This window comes from Aestuariibius violaceus, from assembly GCF_040779325.2.
Lineage (GTDB): Bacteria > Pseudomonadota > Alphaproteobacteria > Rhodobacterales > Rhodobacteraceae > Aestuariibius > Aestuariibius violaceus.
In genome coordinates, this window is record NZ_JBFONT020000002.1 from 713316 (window position 1) to 733533 (window position 20218).

Sequence of the window (20218 nt, forward strand, 5' to 3'; positions counted from 1 at the left end):
GACAGGAGGCGCGTATCGGTTCCTAAATTAGCTCATGAAGCTGCCGAAAAAGGCAGCAAAGGGAGGATCCGGCCGTTTCTGCGGTGCGGAATAGTTTACGGACTGAATTAATGTACGACGAGTCGGAGCGCTCCGGCTGCGGACCGGAGCCGAGCGGAGCGCGCAGCGGCGCGCAGCCCCTGAAGCAGCAGGTTTTCGAATACGTGCGCGCAGCCGGTCAGGCCCCGCGGATGGACGTCGCCCGCATGCTGGAGATCTCGCCCGGGTCGGTGACCGCCCTGACCTCGGACCTGATCGCGCAGGGCTTTCTGGAAGAGGTCGAGGGCACGGCGCGGGAGGCCGGACGCGGGCGCCCCCCCGTCGCGTTGCAGGTGGCCGAGGGCGCGGGCCTCGTCGTCGGCATGAAGCTGGCCGACAAGATGCATTCGGCGGTTCTGGTCGACATGGCCGGCCGGATCCTGGCCGAGGCTGAGGAGCCATGCGCCGGGCGGCGCCAGAGTTACGGCGTGACGGTGGACGAGGCCGACAGGCTGCTGACCCGTCTGCTGGACAGCGCGGGACGCGGGCGCGGCGATGTCGCGGCGGTGGGCGTGGGCCTGCCGGGGATCGTGGATGCCGCGACGGGCTGCGTGCCCTGGTCGCCGATCGTGGCCGAGACCGATGCCGATCTGGGCGGTTGTCTGGCCGATCACCTGGGGCTGCCGGTGCATCTGGACAACGACGCCAACGTACTGACGCTGGCCGAACTGTGGTTCGGCGCCGGCCGCGCGATGTCCGATTTCGCGGTCGTGACGATCGAGCACGGGGTGGGCATGGGGCTGGTGCTGGACGGCAAGCTGTACCGCGGCTCCCAAGGGCTGGGGCTGGAGCTGGGGCACACCAAGGTGCATCTCGACGGCGCGCTCTGCCGCTGCGGGCGGCGGGGCTGCCTGGAGGCCTACATCGCCGATTACGCGCTGGTCCGCGAGGCGGCGACGGCCCTGGGGGAGGACCGGCCGGGCGGGGCTGCGATGCTCGAGACGCTCTATGCCGAGGCAAAGGCGGGCCACGAGGCGGCGCAGGCGATCTTTCGCCGCGCGGGGCGTTATCTGGCACTGGGGCTGGCCAATGTCGTGCAGCTGTTCGACCCGGCCAAGATCCTGCTGAGCGGAGAGCGGCTGCGGTATGAATACCTCTATGCGGACGAAGTGATGGCCGAGATGGCGCGGATGTCCCTGCCCGTCAGCCGCGACCCGGTGCCGGTGGAGATCCACGCCTGGGGCGGCCGGGTCTGGGCGCGCGGCGCGGCAGCCTTGGCGCTGGATGCCGTGACCGAGGAAAGGCTGGGGCGGGCGTGAGAGGGCTGGCGCTGCTGGTGTTCCTTGCCGGACCGGCGGCGGCAGAGGTGCGGTTCGAGGACCGGTCGAACGCGTTGCCGACCCATGTCTATGACGGTGGCTGGGAGCATTTCGTGGGCGGTGGCGTGGCCGTCTTCGATTGCAACGGCGACGGCCTGCCCGAGATCTTTGCGGCGGGCGGCGAAAACCCGGCGCGGCTGTTCCTCAATCGGGGCGGGTTCGCCTTCGAGGAGGCGCCGCTGCCCGAGCTGACAGGCGTGACTGGGGCTTATCCTCTGGACCTGGACGGGGACGGAACACTCGACCTTTACGTGATGCGGGCCGGTCCGAACGTGGCTCTGAAGGGTGGCTGGGACTGCGGATTCACCGATTGGACGGCAAGTTGGCGGCTGGAGGGCGGAGACGGATGGACGACGGCCTTCACCGCCTGGGTCGAACCGGGAGACGATCGCCCGACGCTGGCGATCGGGAACTACGTCGACCGCGATGACCCGGAAGGGCCGTTTGGCACCTGCGATACGCATAGGATTCTGAGGCCGACGGAGATGAAGGTCTATCCGCGGGACCGGATGGCGGGGCCGGTCAGACTGCAGGGCGTCTGGTCGGGCACCGAGCTGTCGCCCGGTTTCTGCAGCCTCTCGATGCTGGCCGCGGAGGATGCGCGGGGGCGGATGACGCTCAGGATCTCGAACGACCGTCACTATTACGTGCGCGGCGGGGCCGAGCAGATGTGGGATATCGAGGAGCAGCGGTTCCTCGGCCCGGAGGACGGCTGGGAGGGGCCGCAGCTTTGGGGGATGGGCATCGCGTCGCGCGATCTGAACGGGGACGGCGCAGACGAGGTGATGCTGACCTCGATGGGGGATCAGCTTTTGCAGATCGCGGAGGGCGACGGCTATGTCGCGGCGCCGTTCGAGATGGGGACGACGGCGCACCGGCCACATCTGGGGGATGACGGGCGCCCCTCGACCGGGTGGCACGCGGAGTTCGGGGATGTCGACAATGACGGGCGGCCGGATCTGTTCATCGCCAAGGGCAATGTGGACCAGATGCCGGGCAACGCGATGGAGGATCCGAACAGCCTGCTGATGCAGGAGGCGGGCGGGACGTTCCGAGAGGTTGCCGGAGAGGCCGGTGTGGCCGCGGTGGCGCGGTCACGGGGGGCGGCCCTGGCCGATTTCGACGGGGATGGACGGCTGGACCTGGTGGTGGTGAACCGGCGGGCGCCGATGGGGCTGTGGCGGAACGTGAGCGACGCGGGTGGCTTCGTGACGGTCGAGGTGGTGCCGAGGCGGATCGGCGGGCGGGTGGAACTGCGGACCGCGACGGGGATGCAGAGCCAGCAGGTCACCGTGGGCGGTGGCCATGCGGGCGGGAGCGCCCTGCCCTTGCACTTCGGAATTGGAGAGGCCGCAGGGGCGGAGGTCCGGTTTGTCTCGCCGGACGGGCGTGTTGGCGACTGGCGCGAGGTTACGGCAGGTGGGCAGCTGGTGCTGAACGCAGGCGGTTGAGCGGGCAGGATTTTCTAGAAAATCCTGATTTGCAAATCCTTCTAGAAGGATTTGAGGAGCAAAATTTTCTAGAAAATTTTGACTAGGGGCGGTCGATGGAGAGGCCTGAAGGGACGGTGTCGGGAATGCCGAGGCGGCCTTTGAGGGCGGCCTGATCTTCAAGGGCTGTCAGGAAAGCGAGAAGCGCGTCGCGGTCGGCTTCGGTGAGCGTGCGGGACGGTGTCGTGACGGCGGCGGCGATGGCGGCGGTTTCGGATGGGTCTTCGGCGATGCGGTGGTCGTCGACATCGAGAGGCGGCAGACGAACCTGAGGCGCGGCGGCGAAGCGGGCGGGGGCGCCTGCTGGGTCGAGGTGGTCAACCAGGAAGGCGCCGAGGTCGTCATGGGCGCCGGCATGGCCCCAGGGGCCGGTACGGGTGACGTTGCGCAGGGACGGCGTGCGGAAGGCGTAGGCGTCTGCGGGGTCTCCGGTGACGCGCAGGCGGCCCTCGTCGCGGGCGTGGGTTTCGAAGCGGGCGGCCTTGCCGGGACCGATCTGAGGGGTGCCCATGGCGTGGAAGCCGTGATCGGTCTGGAACGGGCCGCTATGGCAGGCGGCGCAGCCGAGACCGCTGTAGAAGAGGGCCATCCCGTCGGCGGCCTGCCCGGTCAGGGGGGCCTCGCCGCGGAGATGGGCATCGAACGGGCTGGTATCGGAGCGCCATTCGAAGGCGATGAAGGCGGCGATGGCGTTCGATATATCGGTGAAGGCGATATCCTCGGGCGCGTCGATATGGGGGTAGAGGCGAAAGGCATCCGCGTAGGCGGGGATCGTGGCGACGCGTTTCGAGATCAGGTCCCAGGCGCCACCCGCGCCCGTCATCCGGCCGGTGCGGACGGCCTTTGAGATCTCGTTCTCGCCGTAATGGCCTGCCATTTCGTCGGGCGAGAGGACGGGAAACATGGTCTGGGCGGACAGCAGCGAGGCGAAGCCCTGGGTCATATCCTCGCCCAGCGGCGTCCGCAGGGTGCCGTCAGCGCGGGTTTCGATCCGGCCGTCGTGGAAGAGCACGGTAAACTCCGTATGGCCGAGGTTGAAGAGTGCGGGGGAGTTTCGGGGGATGCGCTGTTCGGGCAGGTTCGCGGGATCCGCGCGGCGGGCCGGGCCGAGCCCCCTGCCCCCTTCGCCGAGGCCAAGGGCGAGGCCGTCCGAGGTGCCGAAGGCGGGATGGTGGCAGGTCGCGCAGGAGATGTTGCGGTTGCCCGACAGGATCGGGTCGTAGAAGAGAAGTTGGCCGAGGCGGATCTCGGCGGCGTTTTCGGCGGGGTAGCCAGCGGGATCGACAGATGGCGGGAGGTGCGGATCGGCATGAAGCGACACGGCCAGCGCGGTTGTGAAAGACGCTGCTGTCCAGCACCAATATGCCCCCCGCAGACAAACCAGAACAAGTTGCCGCCAAAACCTCTGCGCAAGGGCGACAATCCGATCTTCTGTCAGGTTGGATTTGCCTCTAGGGTTGTCTAGCATTCAGAACTTTCCAGCACTCCTCCCGCTGGCAAGGTTGAAGGGACCGATATGGGAATGCAACAGAAGAGCGCCTTGGCAGAGTCGCTCCGCACCCGCCTGCGGCGCGATCTCGCGGTCGTGCATGAGCGGCTGGATCAGGCGATCTCGCGCCTGGATCTGACGGCCCGTGCGGATTACGGTGTGTTCCTGGTCTTGCACCGGCAGGCCTTCGGCGGGCTGACGGCCCCGGGGGCCGCAACCGCCCCCGATCTGGCCGACACACTCGCGGCGCTTGATCTGGATATCGCCGCGCTCGGGCTTCGCCCGACAGAGGACAGAGACGCGATGGAGGTGGCGGGTCTGGCCCTTGACTATGTTTTCCTGGGATCGCGCCTGGGCACCAAGGTCTTGCGGCGGCACTGGCAGGCAGCGTTAGACCCGGTGGTGCGCGGTGCGGGCGCTTACTTTGCCCTTCCCCCGCGAAAGGACGGGTGGAGCACGCTATTGCAGGACCTGGCGGCGCGGCCAGCCAACGGCACCGAGGCCGACCGGATCGTCACCGATGCAGGCCGGATCTTCGCCCGGTTCGAAGATACGTATCAGGCCGTTCTGGCCTAGAAAGGATGCGCTTATGCGCAAAATCATCCCCGCCACGCCAGCTTCCAACGCGTCGCAGACCGTCGATCTGAGCAATTGTGACCGGGAGCCGATCCACATCCCGGGGCGCATCCAGTTTTTCGGCTGCCTGATCGCGGTGTCCCAGGACTGGATCATCACCCATCTGTCCGGCAACGCCACCGAGATGATCGGGCTCGATCCCGACACGGCGATCGGGACGCCGCTCAGGGATCATTTGCCGCCGGAGACGATCCATGCGGTGCGGTCCCGCCTGCAGATCGCGGCCCATTCGGACGCGCAGGCGCGTCTGTTCAATGTCGCAGCACTCAACGACGAGCGCCTGTTCGACATTGTCGTACATCAATCGGGATCAAACTGGGTGATCGAGTTCGAACCGAAGACAGAGGTTCGGGGCGCCCAAGAGGCCGCCTGGGCGGTTCAACCTCTGATTGCGCGGGTCGGCCGCCGCAAGACGATCGAAGGTCTTGCCGAAGAGGGCGCAAAGTCGGTGAAGGCGCTGTCGGGCTTTGACCGTGTCATGGTCTATCGCTTCGAAGAGGACGGGTCCGGCACCGTTCTGGCCGAAGCAAAAATGCCCGGAATGCAGCCCTTTCTGGGCCTACGCTTCCCCGCGAGCGATATTCCCCAGCAGGCCCGCGCGCTTTACGTCAAGAACCCAATCCGCATCATCTCGGACGTCGAAAGCGAGGTGTTCGATCTGATCCCGCAGCAGGGGCCGGACGGGACGCCGCTGGACCTGACGATGAGCGTGACGCGCGCGGTGTCGCCGATCCATCTGGAATATTTGCGCAACATGGGCGTCTGCGCGTCGATGTCGGTCTCGATCCTGAAGGACGGGGCGCTTTGGGGGCTGTTCGCCTGCCATCACAACAGCCCCCGCCTTCTGGCCTACGAGCAGCGCAGCATGATCGAGTTGTTCGCCCAGCTTTTCGCCTATGAGCTGGCATTGAAGGAGGCAGAGCAGGACCGGGCCGAGGCGGATCAGGCGCGCGTGCTGCACGATCAGCTGATGGCGCAGGTGTCGGACGGGCGCAGTTTCGTCAACAATTTCGAAACCGTCGCCGAGGACATTCGTCGGGTCATTGGGTTCGACGGGATCGTGCTGTCGGCGGAGGACCGGTTCGTTTCTCTCGGCTCTACACCGACCGAGGACGAGTTCCGCGAGCTGACCCGGTTTCTGAACACAAGCGCGGCGTCATCGGTGTTTCATACCGACTGTCTGAGCGCGCGTTATACGCCGGCCGAGGATTATGTGGAGCGGGCGGCGGGGGCCATGGCCCTGCCGATTTCCCGGCGGCCGCGGGATTACATCGTGCTGTTCCGGCGGGAAGTGGCGCGGGCCGTGCAATGGGGGGGCAATCCGGACAAACCCGTGGAGGCGGGTCCGAACGGGGTGCGTCTGACGCCGCGCAAGAGTTTCGAGGCCTGGAAACAGATCGTGAAGGGCCACAGCAGCCCCTGGAGCCGGGCCGAGCTGAACGCGGCCGAAGCGCTGCGGGTGACGCTTCTGGAAGCGATCCTGAAGGTCGCCGATGCCGCAGCGCACGAGCGCAAGCGGGCTGCCGAGAAACAGGATCTGCTGATCGCCGAACTGAACCACCGGGTGCGCAACATCCTGACTCTGATCCAGGGGCTGGTGAGCCAGGGAAAAGCCGAAGCGGTGTCGATCGAATCCTATTCGCGCGAGCTGGACGGGCGCATCCAGGCACTGGCGCGGGCCCATGACATGCTGACAGCCGAAAGCTGGTCGCCGACCTCTCTGGTGCAGCTGATCGAGGTCGAGGCAGAGGCGTTTCTGTCGGAGGGAACGGAGCGGCTGAAGATCGAAGGCGATGACGTTCTTCTGGCGCCCGATGCCACGACGACCTTGGCGCTGGTTCTTCATGAACTGGTCACGAATTCCGCCAAGTACGGCGCCTTGAGCGTTGCGACGGGCCGGGTGGACGTCACAATCAGGCGGACGGAAACCGACGCTTTGTCGTTCGATTGGGTCGAGGCGGGTGGGCCGCCCGTCCGGGCGCCCAAGCGGAAGGGGTTCGGAACGACGGTGATCGAACGGTCGGTACCGTTCGAATTGAAGGGGGATGCGGAGATGGAGTTCCGGTTGACCGGGGTCCAGGCCCGCTTCGTCGTGCCCGAGCGGTTCGTGAGCAACGCCCCCAAGCGGACCGGCCGCGGCCGCTCGACGCCGAAGATCGCAAAGGTTGACGGGCCGCTGCCGGACAGCCTGCTGGTGGTCGAGGATAACATGATCATCGCCTTCGACACGATGGAGATGGCCCGCGAGATGGGGGTCGGCACGGTCTTGAGCGCCGCCAGCGTGTCGGATGCGATACGGATCATCGATACGGAAGAAATCGGCTGCGCGCTGCTGGACGTCAATCTGGGCGGCGAGACCTCGGCCACGATCGCCGCAGAACTGGAGCGGCGCGGCATCCCCTTCGCGCTTGCCACCGGCTATGGCAGGTCGCAGGAGCTGCTGGGCAACTATCCGGACGCGCTGATCCTGAGCAAACCCTTCGGCAATGAAGCGCTGCGGTCCACATTGATCAGGCTGGCTGGCGATCAGGCGTGAATGCCGCCCCACCTGCGGCGTTTACCGGTTTGACGAAAGGCGGGTTTGGCGCTAGAACATAACAAGAACAAATGATCCTGTCCGGTTCTCTGTCATGTCTGTTTCTTCGTCCAAAGCCGCTGCCAAACCTGCCATCAAACCCTCGCTTGAAAAGGCCCGCGCGGCGCTTGCCTCGTCCCTGACCAACCGCTTGCCCAGCTCCTCCCGCCCGTTGCCGCGGGCCATCCCCGCCAGGGCGGAGCCGGTGGAGGGCCTGCCGGAGGTGCTGCATCCCGGCGCGCCGATCCTGTCGGAGGTATTCTCGGCCACCGGGGCCTGCGCCGTGCCTGCCGGGTTCGTTCTGGCCCAGCTGCCGCGGGGGGCGTTTTCCGGGCGTCCGATCCTCTGGATCCAGGACCGCCTGTCCCTGCGCGAGGCGGGGCGGCCCTATCTGGGCGGCAGTCCGGAGGGTTTGCGGATCCTGCGGGTTGCCGTTTCGCGCCCTGTCGATGCGCTGTGGGCGATGGAGGAAGGTCTGGGCTGCGACGGGCTCGCCGCTGTGGTGGGCGAGGTCTGGGGCGATCCGCAAGCGGTCGATTTCACGGCGACCAAGCGGCTGGCCATGCGGGCCGAGACGCAGGGGCGCCCGGCCTGGCTGATCCGGCGCGCGGCCTCTCCCGATCTGAGCGCGGCGCGGCGGCGCTGGCGGCTGGGCCCCCTGCCCTCCCTCCCCTGCGAAGACGACCTGCAGGCGCCGGGACAGCCCCGCTGGGCGGCGGAGCTGTTCCGCACCCGCACCGGTCAGCCCGGGCGCTGGCAGCTTGTGCCGGAGATGGGGGGATTACGGGCCGAACCGCTGGAGGGCGGGACGGAAGAGGCGCTGCCGCGGGAGAGCAGCGGATCGGTGGTCACCGTTCCCTTCGGGGAGGCCCCGCCCCAGAGGGCGGCCGCCCGGGCGGGATGAGCCGGATGGATGGGGGATTTCTGACGGAGCAGAGCCTCGCAGGGCGGTCTGCGCCGGATCGGCGGATCGTATCGGTTCACTTGCCGCGGTTCTCGATCGAGCGCTGGCAGCGGGTTCTGGAGCGCCAAGGGGACGCACCGCCCGATGATCTGCCTGCGGTTCTGGCTGTCGAAGGTCCCCACGGACCCATCGTCCATGCCGCAACCCATGCCGCCGAACGGGTCGGTATCCGCCCGGGCGCACGGGTGACGGATATGCATGCGATCGCTCCGGGGCTGCGGGTCGACTATGCGGACCTCGCAGGCGACCGGGCGGCGCTGGAGCGCCTGATGCTCTGGATGCGGCGCTGGTGCCCGTGGAGCTGCCTCGACGGCGACGATGGGCTGTTTCTGAACACGACCGGGTCGGATCACCTCTGGGGCGGCGAGGCGGCGATGCTGGCCCAGATCGAAGCTGCGCTGGCGGTGCTGGGCTTCTCGGCCGATCTGGCCCTTGCGCCGACGCCGGGCGCGGCCTGGGCGCTGGCCCGGTTCGGCCCGGTGCGCGCCATTGCGACGCCGGAGACATTGGCGGATGACCTGGCCCCGCTTCCGGTCCGCGCCTTGCGGATTGGGGATGACGATGCGCTGGTGCTCGACCGGCTGGGGCTCAAGACAATGGGGGCGCTGGCCGGGATCCCGCGGGCGGCGCTGAGCCCGCGCTTTCCGGCGGGAGACACCGGGGTGACGCCGCTGGTGCGCCTCGATCAGGCGATGGCGCGCGCCTCGGAGCCGCTGGATTATCCGGACGAACCGCCGCGCTTTTCCGTCCGGGCACTGCTGCCGGAACCGGTGGAGGATCCGACGCCCTATCTGGGTCAGCTCTGCCACGACCTCTGCGCGGCGATGGAGCGGGAGGGGATGGGCGCGCGGCGGCTCACGCTGAGCGTCTACCGCACCGACGGGGAGGTACGGGATCTGTCGGTCGCGACCGCCGCGCCATCGCGGGATGCACCGCATCTGGAGCGACTCTGGGGGGACCAGCTGGAGCGGATCGATCCGGGCTTCGGCTTTGATCTGGTGACGCTGGGCGCCCCTTGGGTGGAACCCTTGGCCGAACGGCAAGGCCGTCTGTCGGGAGCATCGGGGGACGGCTTGGAACTGGCCCGGCTCGTCGATCGGCTGACCAACCGGCTGGGCGCCCGGGCGGTGACCGTGCCTGCGCCGAAGGACAGCCACATGCCGGAACGGCGCGAGGATTGGCATCCCGCCCTGGGCCAGCCGCCCGCCCCGGCCCCGCCCGATCCGTTGCGGGCGCCGCGGCCGCTCCGGCTGCTCGACACGCCGGAGGAGGTGCATGTGGTCTATGCAGTGCCGGAAGGGCCGCCCGCGCAGATCGTCTGGCGCAAGCAGCCCCTGAGGGTGGTGCGCTTTGCGGGGCCCGAACGGATCGCGCCCGAATGGTGGGCGGATCGGCCCTCGGCCCGGCTGAGGGATTACTATCGCGTGGAAATCCAGACCGGGCAGCGTTTCTGGCTCTTTCGCGAGGGGGTGCATGGAGAGGAAAGGCGCGATCCGCCGCGCTGGTGCATTCACGGGATCTTTGCATGAGGAAGATTTTTCTAGAAAAATCTTGGGAGCCAAAATCTTCTAGAAGATTTTGCCTTGGCAGAATTTTCTAGAAAATTCTGGTTAGGGCATGCCGCAGAACGATCATCAGGCGCCCAAGCGCACGCTCAGCCCGTCAGGCGAGATGGAGCCGAACCCGCCCGCGGCATTCGTGGAACTGGGGCTGGCCACCTGTTTTTCCTTCCTGCGTGGCGCGTCGGATGCGGTCGACCTGACACTGGCCGCCTGGACGCAAGGCTACGACCGGATCGGCGTGGCCGACTGGAACTCTTTGGCCGGGGTGGTGCGGATGCATCTGGAATGCCGCACGACCAAGATGCGGGCGCTGATTGGCGCCCGCATCGTTCTGACGACGGGAGAGGCGTTCCTCGCCTATCCGGAGGACCGCGACGCTTACGGGCGTCTTTCGGCGCTTCTGACCAAGGGGATGCGCTATGGGTTGCAGGGGGATTGGCAGGAGAAGGGGGTGTGCGATCTGAGCCTGGGGGATCTTGCGGACCATGCCGAGGGGCTTCAGCTGATCGCCCTGCCCGGCCCGGATCTGGAGGCGTTCGCGCGCGCCCTGCCCCGGCTGATCCGGCGGCTACCGACGCTCAGGCATGTGGCGGCGAGTTACCTCTATCGCGGGGATGATCGGGCACGGATCAACCGGCTGGACCGGATCGCGCGGGAGAACGGGCTGTCGATCCTGGCCACGAATGACGTGCTTTATCACGCGCCTGAGCGGCGGCCGTTGCAGGACGTGATGACCTGCATCCGCGAGAAGGTGAAGATCACGGAGGCCGGATCATTGCTGCACCCCAATGCCGAGCGGCATCTGAAGAGCCCGCAGGAGATGGTACGGCTGTTCGCGGACTGGCCGCACGCGATCGACGCGACGCTGGAGGTTGCCGATCGCTGCAAGTTCTCGCTCGACGAGTTGAAATACGAATACCCGCACGAGACCCAGCCGGAGGGGCGCACGCCGATCGAGCAGTTGCGTTATGACACGGCACAAGGTGCGGCGGAGCGGTATCCGGAGGGTGTACCCAAGAAAGTTCAGGCGGTGCTCGATAAAGAGCTGGACCTGATCGAAACAATGGATGTCGCGCGCTACATCCTCACGATCAAGAGCATCGTCGATTTCGCCCGCTACGAGGCCAAGCCGCCGATCCTGTGCCAGGGGCGCGGATCCGCCGCCAACTCTGCCGTCTGTTTCTGCCTTGGCATCACCGCCGTCGATCCCGACGAGCATGAAGTCCTGTTCGAGCGCTTCATCAGCGAGGAGCGCGACGAGCCCCCCGATATCGACGTCGATTTCGAGCACGAGCGGCGCGAGGAGGTGATCCAGCACATCTATGAGAAATATGGCCGCCACCGGGCGGGTTTGTGCGCCACGGTCATCCATTACCGCCCGCGGTCGGCCATCCGGGAGGTCGGCAAGGTGATGGGGCTGAGCGAGGACGTCACCAGTGCGCTCGCCAAGACGATCTGGGGATCCTGGGGCCGCGAGATCGGGGAGAAGAACGCACAAGAGGCGGGGATCGACCTGACCGAGCCGCTGATCTCGCGCACGATGAAGGTCGCGCAGATGATGATCGGGATGCCGCGCCATCTGGGCCAGCATGTGGGCGGCTTCATCCTGACGGAACGACCGTTGCACGAGACCGTGCCGATCGGCAACGGCGCCATGCCCGACCGGTCGTTCATCGAGTGGGACAAGGACGATATCGACGCGCTGGGCATCTTCAAGGTCGATGTGCTGGCGCTGGGGATGCTGACCTGCATCCGCAAGGCCTTTGACCTGATCGAGGCGCATTACGGGCTGCGATACGATCTGGCCACGATCCCGCAAGAGGACCCGGCAACCTACGACATGCTGTGCAAGGGGGACTCGCTGGGTGTTTTCCAGGTGGAGAGCCGGGCGCAGATGAACATGCTGCCGCGGCTGAAACCGCGGGAATTCTACGATCTGGTGATCGAGGTCGCGATCGTCCGGCCCGGGCCGATCCAGGGCGATATGGTCCACCCGTTTCTGAAGCGGCGGCGGGGTGAGGAAGAGGTCGAGTATCCGCAGCCGGGGCCGGAGCATGATCCCAACGAATTGAAGAACATCCTTGGCCGGACGCTGGGCGTGCCGATCTTTCAGGAGCAGGCGATGAAGATCGCGCTGGAGGCGGCGCGGTTCACGCCTGCTGAGGCGAACGAGCTGCGCCGGGCCATGGCGACCTTCCGGTCGCGCGGGACGATCGAGACCCTGCAGGAAAAGATGGTCGGGCGGATGATCGAGCGGGGCTATGACCCGGACTTTGCACAGCGCTGCTTTGACCAGATCAAGGGGTTCGGCGAATACGGCTTTCCGGAAAGCCACGCGGCGAGCTTTGCCAAGCTCGTCTATGTGTCCAGCTGGCTGAAATGCCATTACCCCGACATCTTCTGCGCCGCGCTGCTGAATTCACAGCCGATGGGCTTTTACGCCCCGGCCCAGATCGTGCGCGATGCAGCCAATCATTGCGTGACGATCCGGGACGTGGACGTGAACTTTTCCGACTGGGATTGCACGCTGGAGCCGGTGGCGAGCAAGACAACGCTCACTGGCCCGCCGGATGACCAGGGCACGGGCTATGCCGTTCGCCTGGGGATGCGGCAGGTTGGCGGGATGAGCGAAGAGGCGGCGAATGCCATCTCTGCCGGGCGCGAGGCGCCTTATCAGGACATGCCCGACCTGCGGGCACGGTCGGGCATACGGATCACGACGGTGCGCCAGCTGGCAGCGGCGGATGCGTTCCGATCGATGGGCCTGCCCCGCCGGCAGGCCCTGTGGGAGACGCGTGCGCTGAACGACACCCCTGCCCTGCCCCTGTTCGAGGCCGCCGAGACCCGGCCCGACGCGCCCGGCCCCGAGGTACAATTGCCCGCCATGCCGCAAAGCGAGGAGGTCGTGGCCGATTACCAGACCTTGCGCCTGTCGCTGAAGGCGCATCCCATGGCCTTCTTGCGGAAATCCATGGCGCGCCAGGGCTATCTGACCGCCGAAGGGTTGAAACACAGCAACAATTTCCAGCGGGTCAAGATGGCGGGGATCGTCCTGATCCGCCAACGGCCCGGCAGCGCCAAAGGCGTCTGCTTTATCACCATGGAAGACGAGACCGGGGTCGCCAACCTCGTCATCTGGCCCAAGGTGATGGAGGCATTCCGGCCCGTCATCATGACCTCGCGCCTGCTGAAGGTAGACGGCTACGTGCAGCGTGACAGCGAGCTGATCCACGTGGTCGCCCAGCATATGGAGGACCGGTCGGACGCGCTGCTGCGGCTGAGCGACATGATCGTGAAGCCCGACATGGCCCGCGCGGACCATGTCAAAAACCCGTTGCGTGCGCCGCCGCAACGGCACCCGCGCGATGTCCGGGTCATGCCAAATTCACGTGACTTCCACTGAGGGTTATTGCGTCCGCGCGTACCGTTCGATCAGCAGCCGGACATCTCCGCGACCGCCTGCAGCCGGAGAGATGGCCAGCGTATAGGTGCCGGGCATGACCCGGACGGCGATCAGGCTGTCGTAGGACTCTGGGCGGGCATCGTCGTTTTCGGCAAGGACGCGGCCCAGATCGTCGAACATGATGAGCTTGGGATCAGCCGCGCCGGCCCCCACGGCTTCGGCCAGGATCAGCCCGGGCGTGTCAACCTCAAGACTGTACCAGATCGCCTCCTCCTGGAGGGTCACCTCAAACACGCTGCGGCCCGGTGGCGTACCAAGCGCCGTCACGGGATAGCTGCCGTCAAGCGGAGGTGCCACCTCGCCACGGGCATACTGACCAAGCCGCACGGCTGCCGGATCATAGCTCGTCACGGCGACTGTGACCGGTACGTTTTCATCGCTCAGCGCTTCGAGCCCCAGGCAGTAGGAGCCGGGCTCGAGCCCATCGACCATGTCGATGCGGGAATTGAGGCTCGATTCGTCGTCGTCGTTTTCGGCAAGCACAGTTCCGTTGTAATCGTAGAGCGTCAGCACCGGATCGGCATCCTCGCCCACCGCGCTGAGGGTGACCGCCTGCGCTGTGTCGAGCGCGAAGCGGTAGAACATCGTCTCGGCGATCGGTGCCGTCTGCGAGACGCCTTCGGCGAGGCTCGCATCAATCGCCCCATCGGTCAGCGGCACGGCCTCGGTCTCTGGAATGCAGGTCCGATCACCGCCTGTGACGAGGCCCTCTGTCAGCGCCTCCTGCTCGGTCCGGCTGATGCGGATCTGGGTCATCATCATGGCGCCGTCGAAGCTGCCGGCAGCGAGGCAGTAGGTGCCGGGATCGAGCGACAGCTCGGCGCGGGCGGCGCGGTTGCCGCCGCTGTCGTCGTCCTGGGCGAGAACCGTGCCGGCGGCATCGCGCAGCTCGATCAGGGGGTCACCATCGCCTTGGGCTGCGGCTTCGACCCGTATCTCGGCGGGGGTCGTCAGAGTGAACTGGCTGACCGCCTGGCTGTTCAGGGGAACGAGGGTCAGCGTGTCAAAGGGGGCCTCGACGGTGGCGATATCGGATGCCTCTTCGGACCCGCCGGCCCATTGGCCGACCCCTTCAAGTCCGGGACAAACGGCGCCCTGCGCAGCGGCACTCGTGGTCAAGAACAGCCCTGCCAGGGCCGGGCGCAAAACGGTCATCGAGAAGTCCTTCCAGTCGGTCACACACATGTCGCGCGGACCCTAACCCGGTGCTGTCCCGTTCTGCCAGTGCTTTCCTGAGAGGGATTAAGGTCTGAGGAAGCGCACCCCATCCATCGTCGCGATCTCCTCGAGATCGGCCTCGTAGCGATGGGTTAGATCGCGCACGGTCGCCTCGGTCCAGCCGGGGACGTCGACCACTTCCTCAACCTCGGCGGTCAGGGCATGGTGTTCGAGCGTATCGGCGATGGCGGCCCGCCGTTCGGTCACCGCCTCTGCCGGAAGGCGCGCCAACTGCGCTTGCAGCGGCGGGATGGCTTCCGGCGGCAGAAGCCGCACGACCAGGTCGAGCGTACCGTCAAGCGCGTCCGTCGGGCGGAGGCCCGCCATGCCGCGCAGGATCTCCTCCCACAGATAAGGCGTGTCTTCGTTGCACCAGACCGTCAGGGTTGCCTTTGGCGCCGCCGCACGGATCTCGGCCACCACGTCCGACCAGAGGATATCCTGCGGATCGACCCCTTTCAGGAACTCGTCGAACGGCACCCTCTCGGCCGCGGCATAGATCGCCGGAATGAAGGTCGCCGGATTGCGCAGGGCGAAGAAGAGATGCAGCCGGTCCTCCGGAAAGAGCGCGGCGAGCCCGCTGACCTTCGGTGTCGCGAGACGGTAGAGGCCGCCGCGGACGAAGGCGAGGTTCGGCATGGAGATGAAGCGCCAGTTGCTCATCACCAGCCGCTCCACCCTGTCGGGTTCGGGCCGTTCGCCGAGGATCGCGTCAATCAGCACATCGCGCGTTCCCGGAGGGGCCGGCGCACCGGCCAGGTTCCGGATCGCTTCGCGGATCAGAGGCCTGTAGCGGCTCGGGCCGGGTACGACGACGCCACGGGCCAGAAGCGCCTCGTTATTCTTCAGGAGCGATTTCAGCAGCCGGTCTTCATCGGTGCAGCCTGCGCCGATATGATAGACGATATCCATGCTCTGCCCTGTTATCCCCATGCCTCTCTGTCCCGGTGGGGTACTCAGCCGTATCGCGACAGTCTAGCCGCATCTGTGAAAGCCGGGCTTGCACCGTGGCGCCGTGGCGCGTAAATCCGCTGTCGGAGCCCCTATAGCTCAGCTGGTAGAGCAACTGATTTGTAATCAGTAGGTCCGCGGTTCGAGTCCGTGTGGGGGCACCACCTTACTTTCCCCGAAGACCACCCAAGAACTCAGAAATTACAGATGCTCTTGGAGTTCGAAATCCTCTTTTTTGGCCATAACCCGAAGAGCTTTTTTATATATTCCAAGGACTTGACAGGAAGTCGCGCGGGAATCTGAAGATCTCACTCATGGAACGCGCTGGATGGGCGTCTTGAGCGAGTTTGTCACCTAGGCGCAGCATACCCTCTTCCAACGCGACAAACTTCGCTTCGGAAGCCAAGATAATCCTTGAGCCCCAGTCGCCCGGTGGATGGACGACCCGTTCATGTCAGCTCCTCGTGTCGTTAGACTGACCCTTTCACGAACGCTCAAACACCTCTAGGCATTACCATGCGGTTATTTTCGAGACTGGTTGACATCAATCTGAAGGAAATCAGGCGCCTAAGGCATACACTTGATGCGATGACCGGTTCGTCAGGGAGGCGTTCAATGCAAACGTGATCCCGCGCTGTCGAAGTGATACGTTCTCTGAGGTTCGAAGCCAAAGCGCAGGTCCTGGCCCTCCTCCAGAGCGTGCTGACCGAAGAGGCGCGCAGTAATCTGGTGATCGTTCAGATGGGCAATGACATTCGTATCGCCGCCAAGATTTTCGACGTGGCTGACCCGTGCGGCCAACGCGCCGTTGTCGTCGAGAAAGAGGTCCTCGGGGCGAATGCCCAGGATGCGATCGTCACCTTCCTGAACCAGCTCCGCCGGGAGGAAGTTCATCGACGGCGAGCCGAGGAAGCCGGCGACAAACTGATTGGCGGGGTCGTTGTACAGGTCCATCGGGCTGCCGATCTGTTCGACACGCCCCTCGCGAAGCACGACGATCTTGTCGGCGAGCGTCATCGCCTCGGTTTGATCGTGGGTGACGTAGACCATGGAAGCGCCGAGCTGGCGGTGTAGGTTCGCGATCTCGATCCGGGTATTCATGCGCAGCGCCGCATCGAGATTCGAGAGCGGTTCGTCGAAGAGAAACAGCTTGGGTTCCCTGACAATGGCCCTGCCGATGGCGACGCGCTGGCGCTGGCCACCCGACAGCTCGGACGGGAAACGGTCCAGATAGGGGTCGAGGTCCAGCATCTTTGACGCCTTCTGCACTCGTTCTTCGATGACCGGCTTCGACTGGCCCTCTTGTTTGAGTGCCAGCGTCATGTTGCCCCGCACACTCAGGTGAGGGTAAAGCGCATAGCTTTGAAACACCATGGCAATCCCGCGTTTGGACGGCGGCGTGAGATTGACGACATCCCCGCCGATCCTGACCTCGCCCGACGTCGCGTCCTCCAACCCCGCGATCACTCGTAGAAGGGTGGACTTGCCGCAGCCCGAAGGCCCGACGAAAACGACGAACTCACCGTCCTCGACGTCGAGGTTGATGTCTTTCAGGACATGCACCTCGCCAAAGGACTTGTTCACGTTTCTCAGGGACAACGCGGTCATTTCAGGGTCTCCTTGAGCGAGACGGACTGGCCGGTGCGGATGCTTTGATCGGCAGCCAGACAGATGGCGAGCGAACTGACGGCGTCGCTCATGTGGCGGGTGAGGTCGATATCCTCAGCGATCGCACGCAGCATATAGGCCTGTTCGGCGTCGCACAGTGCCTGGTGCCCCGGTTCATCGGGCATCTCAACGGTTCGGTCGCCGTCGGGGGTGTGCATGAGGATGCCACCGACCCGGGTGTGCCCGTCGATGTCGGAGGAGGCGCCTGTATTGCCTTCAGTGATCGATACAGATCCGTTGGGCGACACGATGTCTTTCACGAAAAAAGCCGTTTCGGACATCATCGGGCCCCAGCCCGCCTCGTACCAGCCGACGGATCCATCGGCAAAAAACACCTGAAACTGGCCGTAATTATACATATCGGCGGCGATTTCGTCAGACAGCCGCAGCCCCATCCCATGCACGCGCACCGGTGCGGCATCGGTAATCTGGCACATCACGTCGACATAGTGCACGCCGCAATCCACGATGGGCGAGGTGGTCTGCATGAGCGCCTTGTGCGTGTCCCATTCCGCGCCCTGTGACTGCTGGTTGAGGTTCAGCCGGAACACGTAGGGGCCGCCAAGCGCGCGTGCCTCTTGGATCAGCCGGACCCAGGACGGGTGATGCCGCAGGATGTAACCGATCACCAGCTTGCGCCTTGTCCGTGTCGCGGTGTCGACCACGCGCTTTGCATCGGCCACGGTCGTGGCCAGGGGTTTTTCGACAAACACGTGTGCGCCCGCCTCCATCGCCGCACAGGCCAGATTGGCATGGCTGTCGGAGTAGGTGGCGATCACCACCAGATCGGGGTCTTGCTCCATCCCTACCGAGAGGGTGTCGAACCGCGGATAGGCGGCCAGATCGGGGGGCAGCACGATCTCGGATCGGTTGACCAGTCCGACAATCTGCGAGTCCGGATGATGGTGATGCGCCAGCGCGTGGCTCATCCCCATGTTGCCCAGTCCGATGATCAGCACCCTGGTCATTTCACTGCTCCTGAAGTGATGCCGCGGATCAGTTGCCGGGAAAAGATGACATAGAGCACGAGCACTGGCAGGATCGCCATGGACAGGGCCGACAGGACCGCGTTCCAGTCTGTCACGAACTGGCCGATGAACACCTGGCTGCCCAGCGTCAGGGTCTTGGTTTCCTCGGCTGGAGCGAGGATCAGCGGGAACCATAAGTCGTTCCAGATCGGGATCATGTTGAACACCGCCACCGTCGCCATCGCGGGTCGCACGAGAGGCAGAACGAGCCGAAAGAAGATCGTGTATTCGCTCAGACCGTCGATCCGGCCCGCATTCTTGAGGTCGTCGGACACCTGGCGCATGAACTCGGACAGGATAAACACGGCTAGCGGCAGGCCTTGGGCCGTGTAGACCAGGATCAACGCCCAAAGCGTGTTGACGAGCCCGGTGGCCACCATCATCTCGAGGATTGCGACGGTGCCGATGCGGATCGGGATCATGATTCCAAGCGCCAGATAGAGCCCCATCAGCATGTTGCCGCGAAACCGGTACTCGGACAGCGCATAGGCGGCCATCGCCCCGAATAGCAGGATAAAGAAGAGCGAGCCCACCGTGACGATCATCGAGTTCTGGAAATAGCCGAAGAAATCCCCCTGCTGCATCACCGTCTCGTAGCCGATGGTGGAAAAACTGTCGGCGTTGGGCAGTGCGAGAGGTTCACGAAAGATCGACCGGCGCTCCTTGAAGCTATTGATGATGATAACGAAGACCGGGAAGAGCGCGATCAGCGTGTAAAGGATCAGCGCCCCGTGCATCATCACGGTGTTGACGGGGTTGGAGCGAGCCTGATTCATCGATCAACCCTCAGTGCTGGTAGCGGCGCATCCGGGTCTGGATGCCGAAAAGATAGATGCAGACCCCCACGAGGATGATCGCGAACATGGCCCCCGCGATGGCTGACCCCATGTGAGGATCACCCAGTTGCAGCTGAAAGCCGAAGAAGGTTCGATACATGAAGGTGCCGAGGATATCGGTCGAGAAATCCGGCCCCGCCAGCGCCCCTTGGGCCGCATAGATCAGATCGAAGGCGTTGAAATTGCCCACAAAGGTCAGGATCGAGATGATCCCGATCGAGGGCAAGATCAGCGGCAGCTTGATCTTCCAGAACGCCGCCATGCCGGTGATGCCATCCACCTCTCCGGCTTCGAGGATCTCTTCGGGGATCGTGAGAAGGGCGGCATAGATCAGCATCATCGGGATGCCGACGAATTGCCAGACCGACACCAGCGCCAACGTCGTCAGCGCGTATTCCTCCCTGCCGAGCCAGGGGGCGTACAGCGCCTTGAGGCCCACGAAGTCCAGCATCGAGGGCGCAATCCCCCAGATCGGCGACAGGATCAGTTTCCAGGCAAAGCCTACGATGACGAAGCTCAGGATCGTCGGGATGAAGATAGCCGAGCGATAGAGCGCCGCGAAGCGCAGGCGCGGGTGGCTCAGCAGCGCGGCGAGTGCGATGCCGATCGGGTTTTGGACCAACATGTGGATCAGGAAGAACCAGAAATTGTTGCCAAGTGCGTTCCAGAACTGATCGGCCCATATCGGATCGAAAAACAGGGTGCGGAAGTTCTCGAGCCCAACATAGATCCGTTCCTGATCCACCCGCGAATAGAGAGCCAGCCGCAACGTGTTGAAAAGGGGGAAGATCATCACGGCCGAATAGACGATGACGGCGGGCGCAAGAAAAACGGGAATGTGCCAGCGGATACGCGCGGGTTTCATGACTCTCTCCGGATTAGGATGGGAGGTCTTTGGGGCGGACCCGGGCGGGTGGTTGATCCCGCCCGGATGCGTCGTC

14 protein-coding genes and 1 tRNA gene are annotated in these 20218 nt (G+C 65.1%); 8 read left to right on the plus strand and 7 right to left on the minus strand.

The genetic code is table 11. The features are described 5' to 3' along the window. The first annotated feature begins 110 nt into the window (after positions 1-110). Both AADZ90_RS10755 and AADZ90_RS10760 read left to right on the plus strand, forming a co-directional pair. Positions 111-1337 (plus strand): ROK family protein, encoded by a 1227-nt coding sequence (locus AADZ90_RS10755; RefSeq protein ID WP_367309997.1) that lies wholly within the window; start codon positions 111-113, stop codon positions 1335-1337. Then, the gene (locus AADZ90_RS10760; RefSeq protein WP_367309998.1) at positions 1334-2848 is read left to right on the plus strand and encodes a CRTAC1 family protein; all 1515 of its coding nucleotides are present in this window, start codon (positions 1334-1336) and stop codon (positions 2846-2848) included. The genes AADZ90_RS10755 and AADZ90_RS10760 overlap by 4 nt, the downstream gene beginning before the upstream one ends. Positions 2849-2930: 82 nt before the next feature. On the opposite strand, the gene AADZ90_RS10765 is transcribed toward AADZ90_RS10760, so the two are convergent. After that, positions 2931-4214: a cytochrome-c peroxidase gene (locus AADZ90_RS10765; RefSeq protein WP_411997024.1), complete on the minus strand. Its 1284-nt coding sequence runs from the start codon at positions 4212-4214 to the stop codon at positions 2931-2933. 195 nt (positions 4215-4409) lie between these two features. Here AADZ90_RS10765 and AADZ90_RS10770 point away from each other — a divergent pair, with 195 nt between their 5' ends. From AADZ90_RS10770 to AADZ90_RS10790, 5 genes are all read left to right on the plus strand, one after another. Next, on the plus strand, positions 4410-4952 hold the full coding sequence (locus tag AADZ90_RS10770; RefSeq protein WP_367310000.1) for a biliverdin-producing heme oxygenase: 543 nt from the start codon (positions 4410-4412) through the stop codon (positions 4950-4952). A gap of 13 nt (positions 4953-4965) precedes the next feature. Next, a complete protein-coding gene (locus AADZ90_RS10775) occupies positions 4966-7548 on the plus strand; it encodes an HWE histidine kinase domain-containing protein (RefSeq protein WP_367310001.1) in 2583 nt (860 codons plus the stop codon). Positions 7549-7642: 94 nt separating this feature from the next. Further along, entirely contained in the window at positions 7643-8491 is an 849-nt protein-coding gene (locus AADZ90_RS10780; protein WP_367310002.1) for an ImuA family protein, read from the plus strand. A gap of 5 nt (positions 8492-8496) precedes the next feature. Beyond that, positions 8497-10080 carry a Y-family DNA polymerase gene (locus AADZ90_RS10785; protein WP_367310003.1) on the plus strand — a complete coding sequence of 528 codons (1584 nt, stop codon included), beginning with the start codon at positions 8497-8499 and terminating at the stop codon, positions 10078-10080. A gap of 88 nt (positions 10081-10168) precedes the next feature. Next, complete coding sequence (locus tag AADZ90_RS10790; RefSeq protein WP_367310004.1) at positions 10169-13516, plus strand: error-prone DNA polymerase; 3348 nt, start codon at positions 10169-10171, stop codon at positions 13514-13516. 3 nt (positions 13517-13519) lie between these two features. Here AADZ90_RS10790 and AADZ90_RS10795 read toward each other — a convergent pair whose 3' ends face one another. Further along, a complete protein-coding gene (locus AADZ90_RS10795; RefSeq protein ID WP_367310005.1) occupies positions 13520-14731 on the minus strand; it encodes an ABC transporter substrate-binding protein in 1212 nt (403 codons plus the stop codon). An 87-nt stretch (positions 14732-14818) separates the two neighbouring features. After that, complete coding sequence (locus AADZ90_RS10800; RefSeq protein WP_367310006.1) at positions 14819-15706, minus strand: hypothetical protein; 888 nt, start codon at positions 15704-15706, stop codon at positions 14819-14821. A 127-nt stretch (positions 15707-15833) separates the two neighbouring features. Here AADZ90_RS10800 and AADZ90_RS10805 point away from each other — a divergent pair. Next, positions 15834-15909, plus strand: a tRNA-Thr gene (locus AADZ90_RS10805). Between the two features lie 448 nt (positions 15910-16357). Here the strand turns inward: AADZ90_RS10805 and AADZ90_RS10810 are convergent. From AADZ90_RS10810 to AADZ90_RS10825, 4 genes are read right to left on the minus strand one after another with little or no spacing between them, the layout of a single operon-like run. Next, positions 16358-17353: an ABC transporter ATP-binding protein gene (locus AADZ90_RS10810; RefSeq protein WP_367310007.1), complete on the minus strand. Its 996-nt coding sequence runs from the start codon at positions 17351-17353 to the stop codon at positions 16358-16360. Further along, a complete protein-coding gene (locus AADZ90_RS10815; protein ID WP_367310008.1) occupies positions 17350-18381 on the minus strand; it encodes a Gfo/Idh/MocA family protein in 1032 nt (343 codons plus the stop codon). The genes AADZ90_RS10810 and AADZ90_RS10815 overlap by 4 nt, the downstream gene beginning before the upstream one ends. Next, entirely contained in the window at positions 18378-19217 is an 840-nt protein-coding gene (locus AADZ90_RS10820) for a carbohydrate ABC transporter permease (protein ID WP_367310009.1), read from the minus strand. The genes AADZ90_RS10815 and AADZ90_RS10820 overlap by 4 nt, the downstream gene beginning before the upstream one ends. 10 nt (positions 19218-19227) lie before the next feature. Next, entirely contained in the window at positions 19228-20142 is a 915-nt protein-coding gene (locus AADZ90_RS10825) for a carbohydrate ABC transporter permease (protein WP_367310010.1), read from the minus strand. Positions 20143-20218: the final 76 nt, after the last annotated feature.

Coding starts and splice junctions, on each gene's coding strand:
- AADZ90_RS10800 (WP_367310006.1), bottom strand. CDS start 15,706: ATGGATATCGTCTATCATATCGGCGCAGGCTGCACCGATGAAGACCGG.
- AADZ90_RS10785 (WP_367310003.1), top strand. CDS start 8,497: ATGGATGGGGGATTTCTGACGGAGCAGAGCCTCGCAGGGCGGTCTGCG.
- AADZ90_RS10795 (WP_367310005.1), bottom strand. CDS start 14,731: ATGACCGTTTTGCGCCCGGCCCTGGCAGGGCTGTTCTTGACCACGAGT.
- AADZ90_RS10790 (WP_367310004.1), top strand. CDS start 10,169: ATGCCGCAGAACGATCATCAGGCGCCCAAGCGCACGCTCAGCCCGTCA.
- AADZ90_RS10820 (WP_367310009.1), bottom strand. CDS start 19,217: ATGAATCAGGCTCGCTCCAACCCCGTCAACACCGTGATGATGCACGGG.
- AADZ90_RS10825 (WP_367310010.1), bottom strand. CDS start 20,142: ATGAAACCCGCGCGTATCCGCTGGCACATTCCCGTTTTTCTTGCGCCC.
- AADZ90_RS10815 (WP_367310008.1), bottom strand. CDS start 18,381: ATGACCAGGGTGCTGATCATCGGACTGGGCAACATGGGGATGAGCCAC.
- AADZ90_RS10755 (WP_367309997.1), top strand. CDS start 111: ATGTACGACGAGTCGGAGCGCTCCGGCTGCGGACCGGAGCCGAGCGGA.
- AADZ90_RS10810 (WP_367310007.1), bottom strand. CDS start 17,353: ATGACCGCGTTGTCCCTGAGAAACGTGAACAAGTCCTTTGGCGAGGTG.
- AADZ90_RS10780 (WP_367310002.1), top strand. CDS start 7,643: ATGTCTGTTTCTTCGTCCAAAGCCGCTGCCAAACCTGCCATCAAACCC.
- AADZ90_RS10775 (WP_367310001.1), top strand. CDS start 4,966: ATGCGCAAAATCATCCCCGCCACGCCAGCTTCCAACGCGTCGCAGACC.
- AADZ90_RS10770 (WP_367310000.1), top strand. CDS start 4,410: ATGCAACAGAAGAGCGCCTTGGCAGAGTCGCTCCGCACCCGCCTGCGG.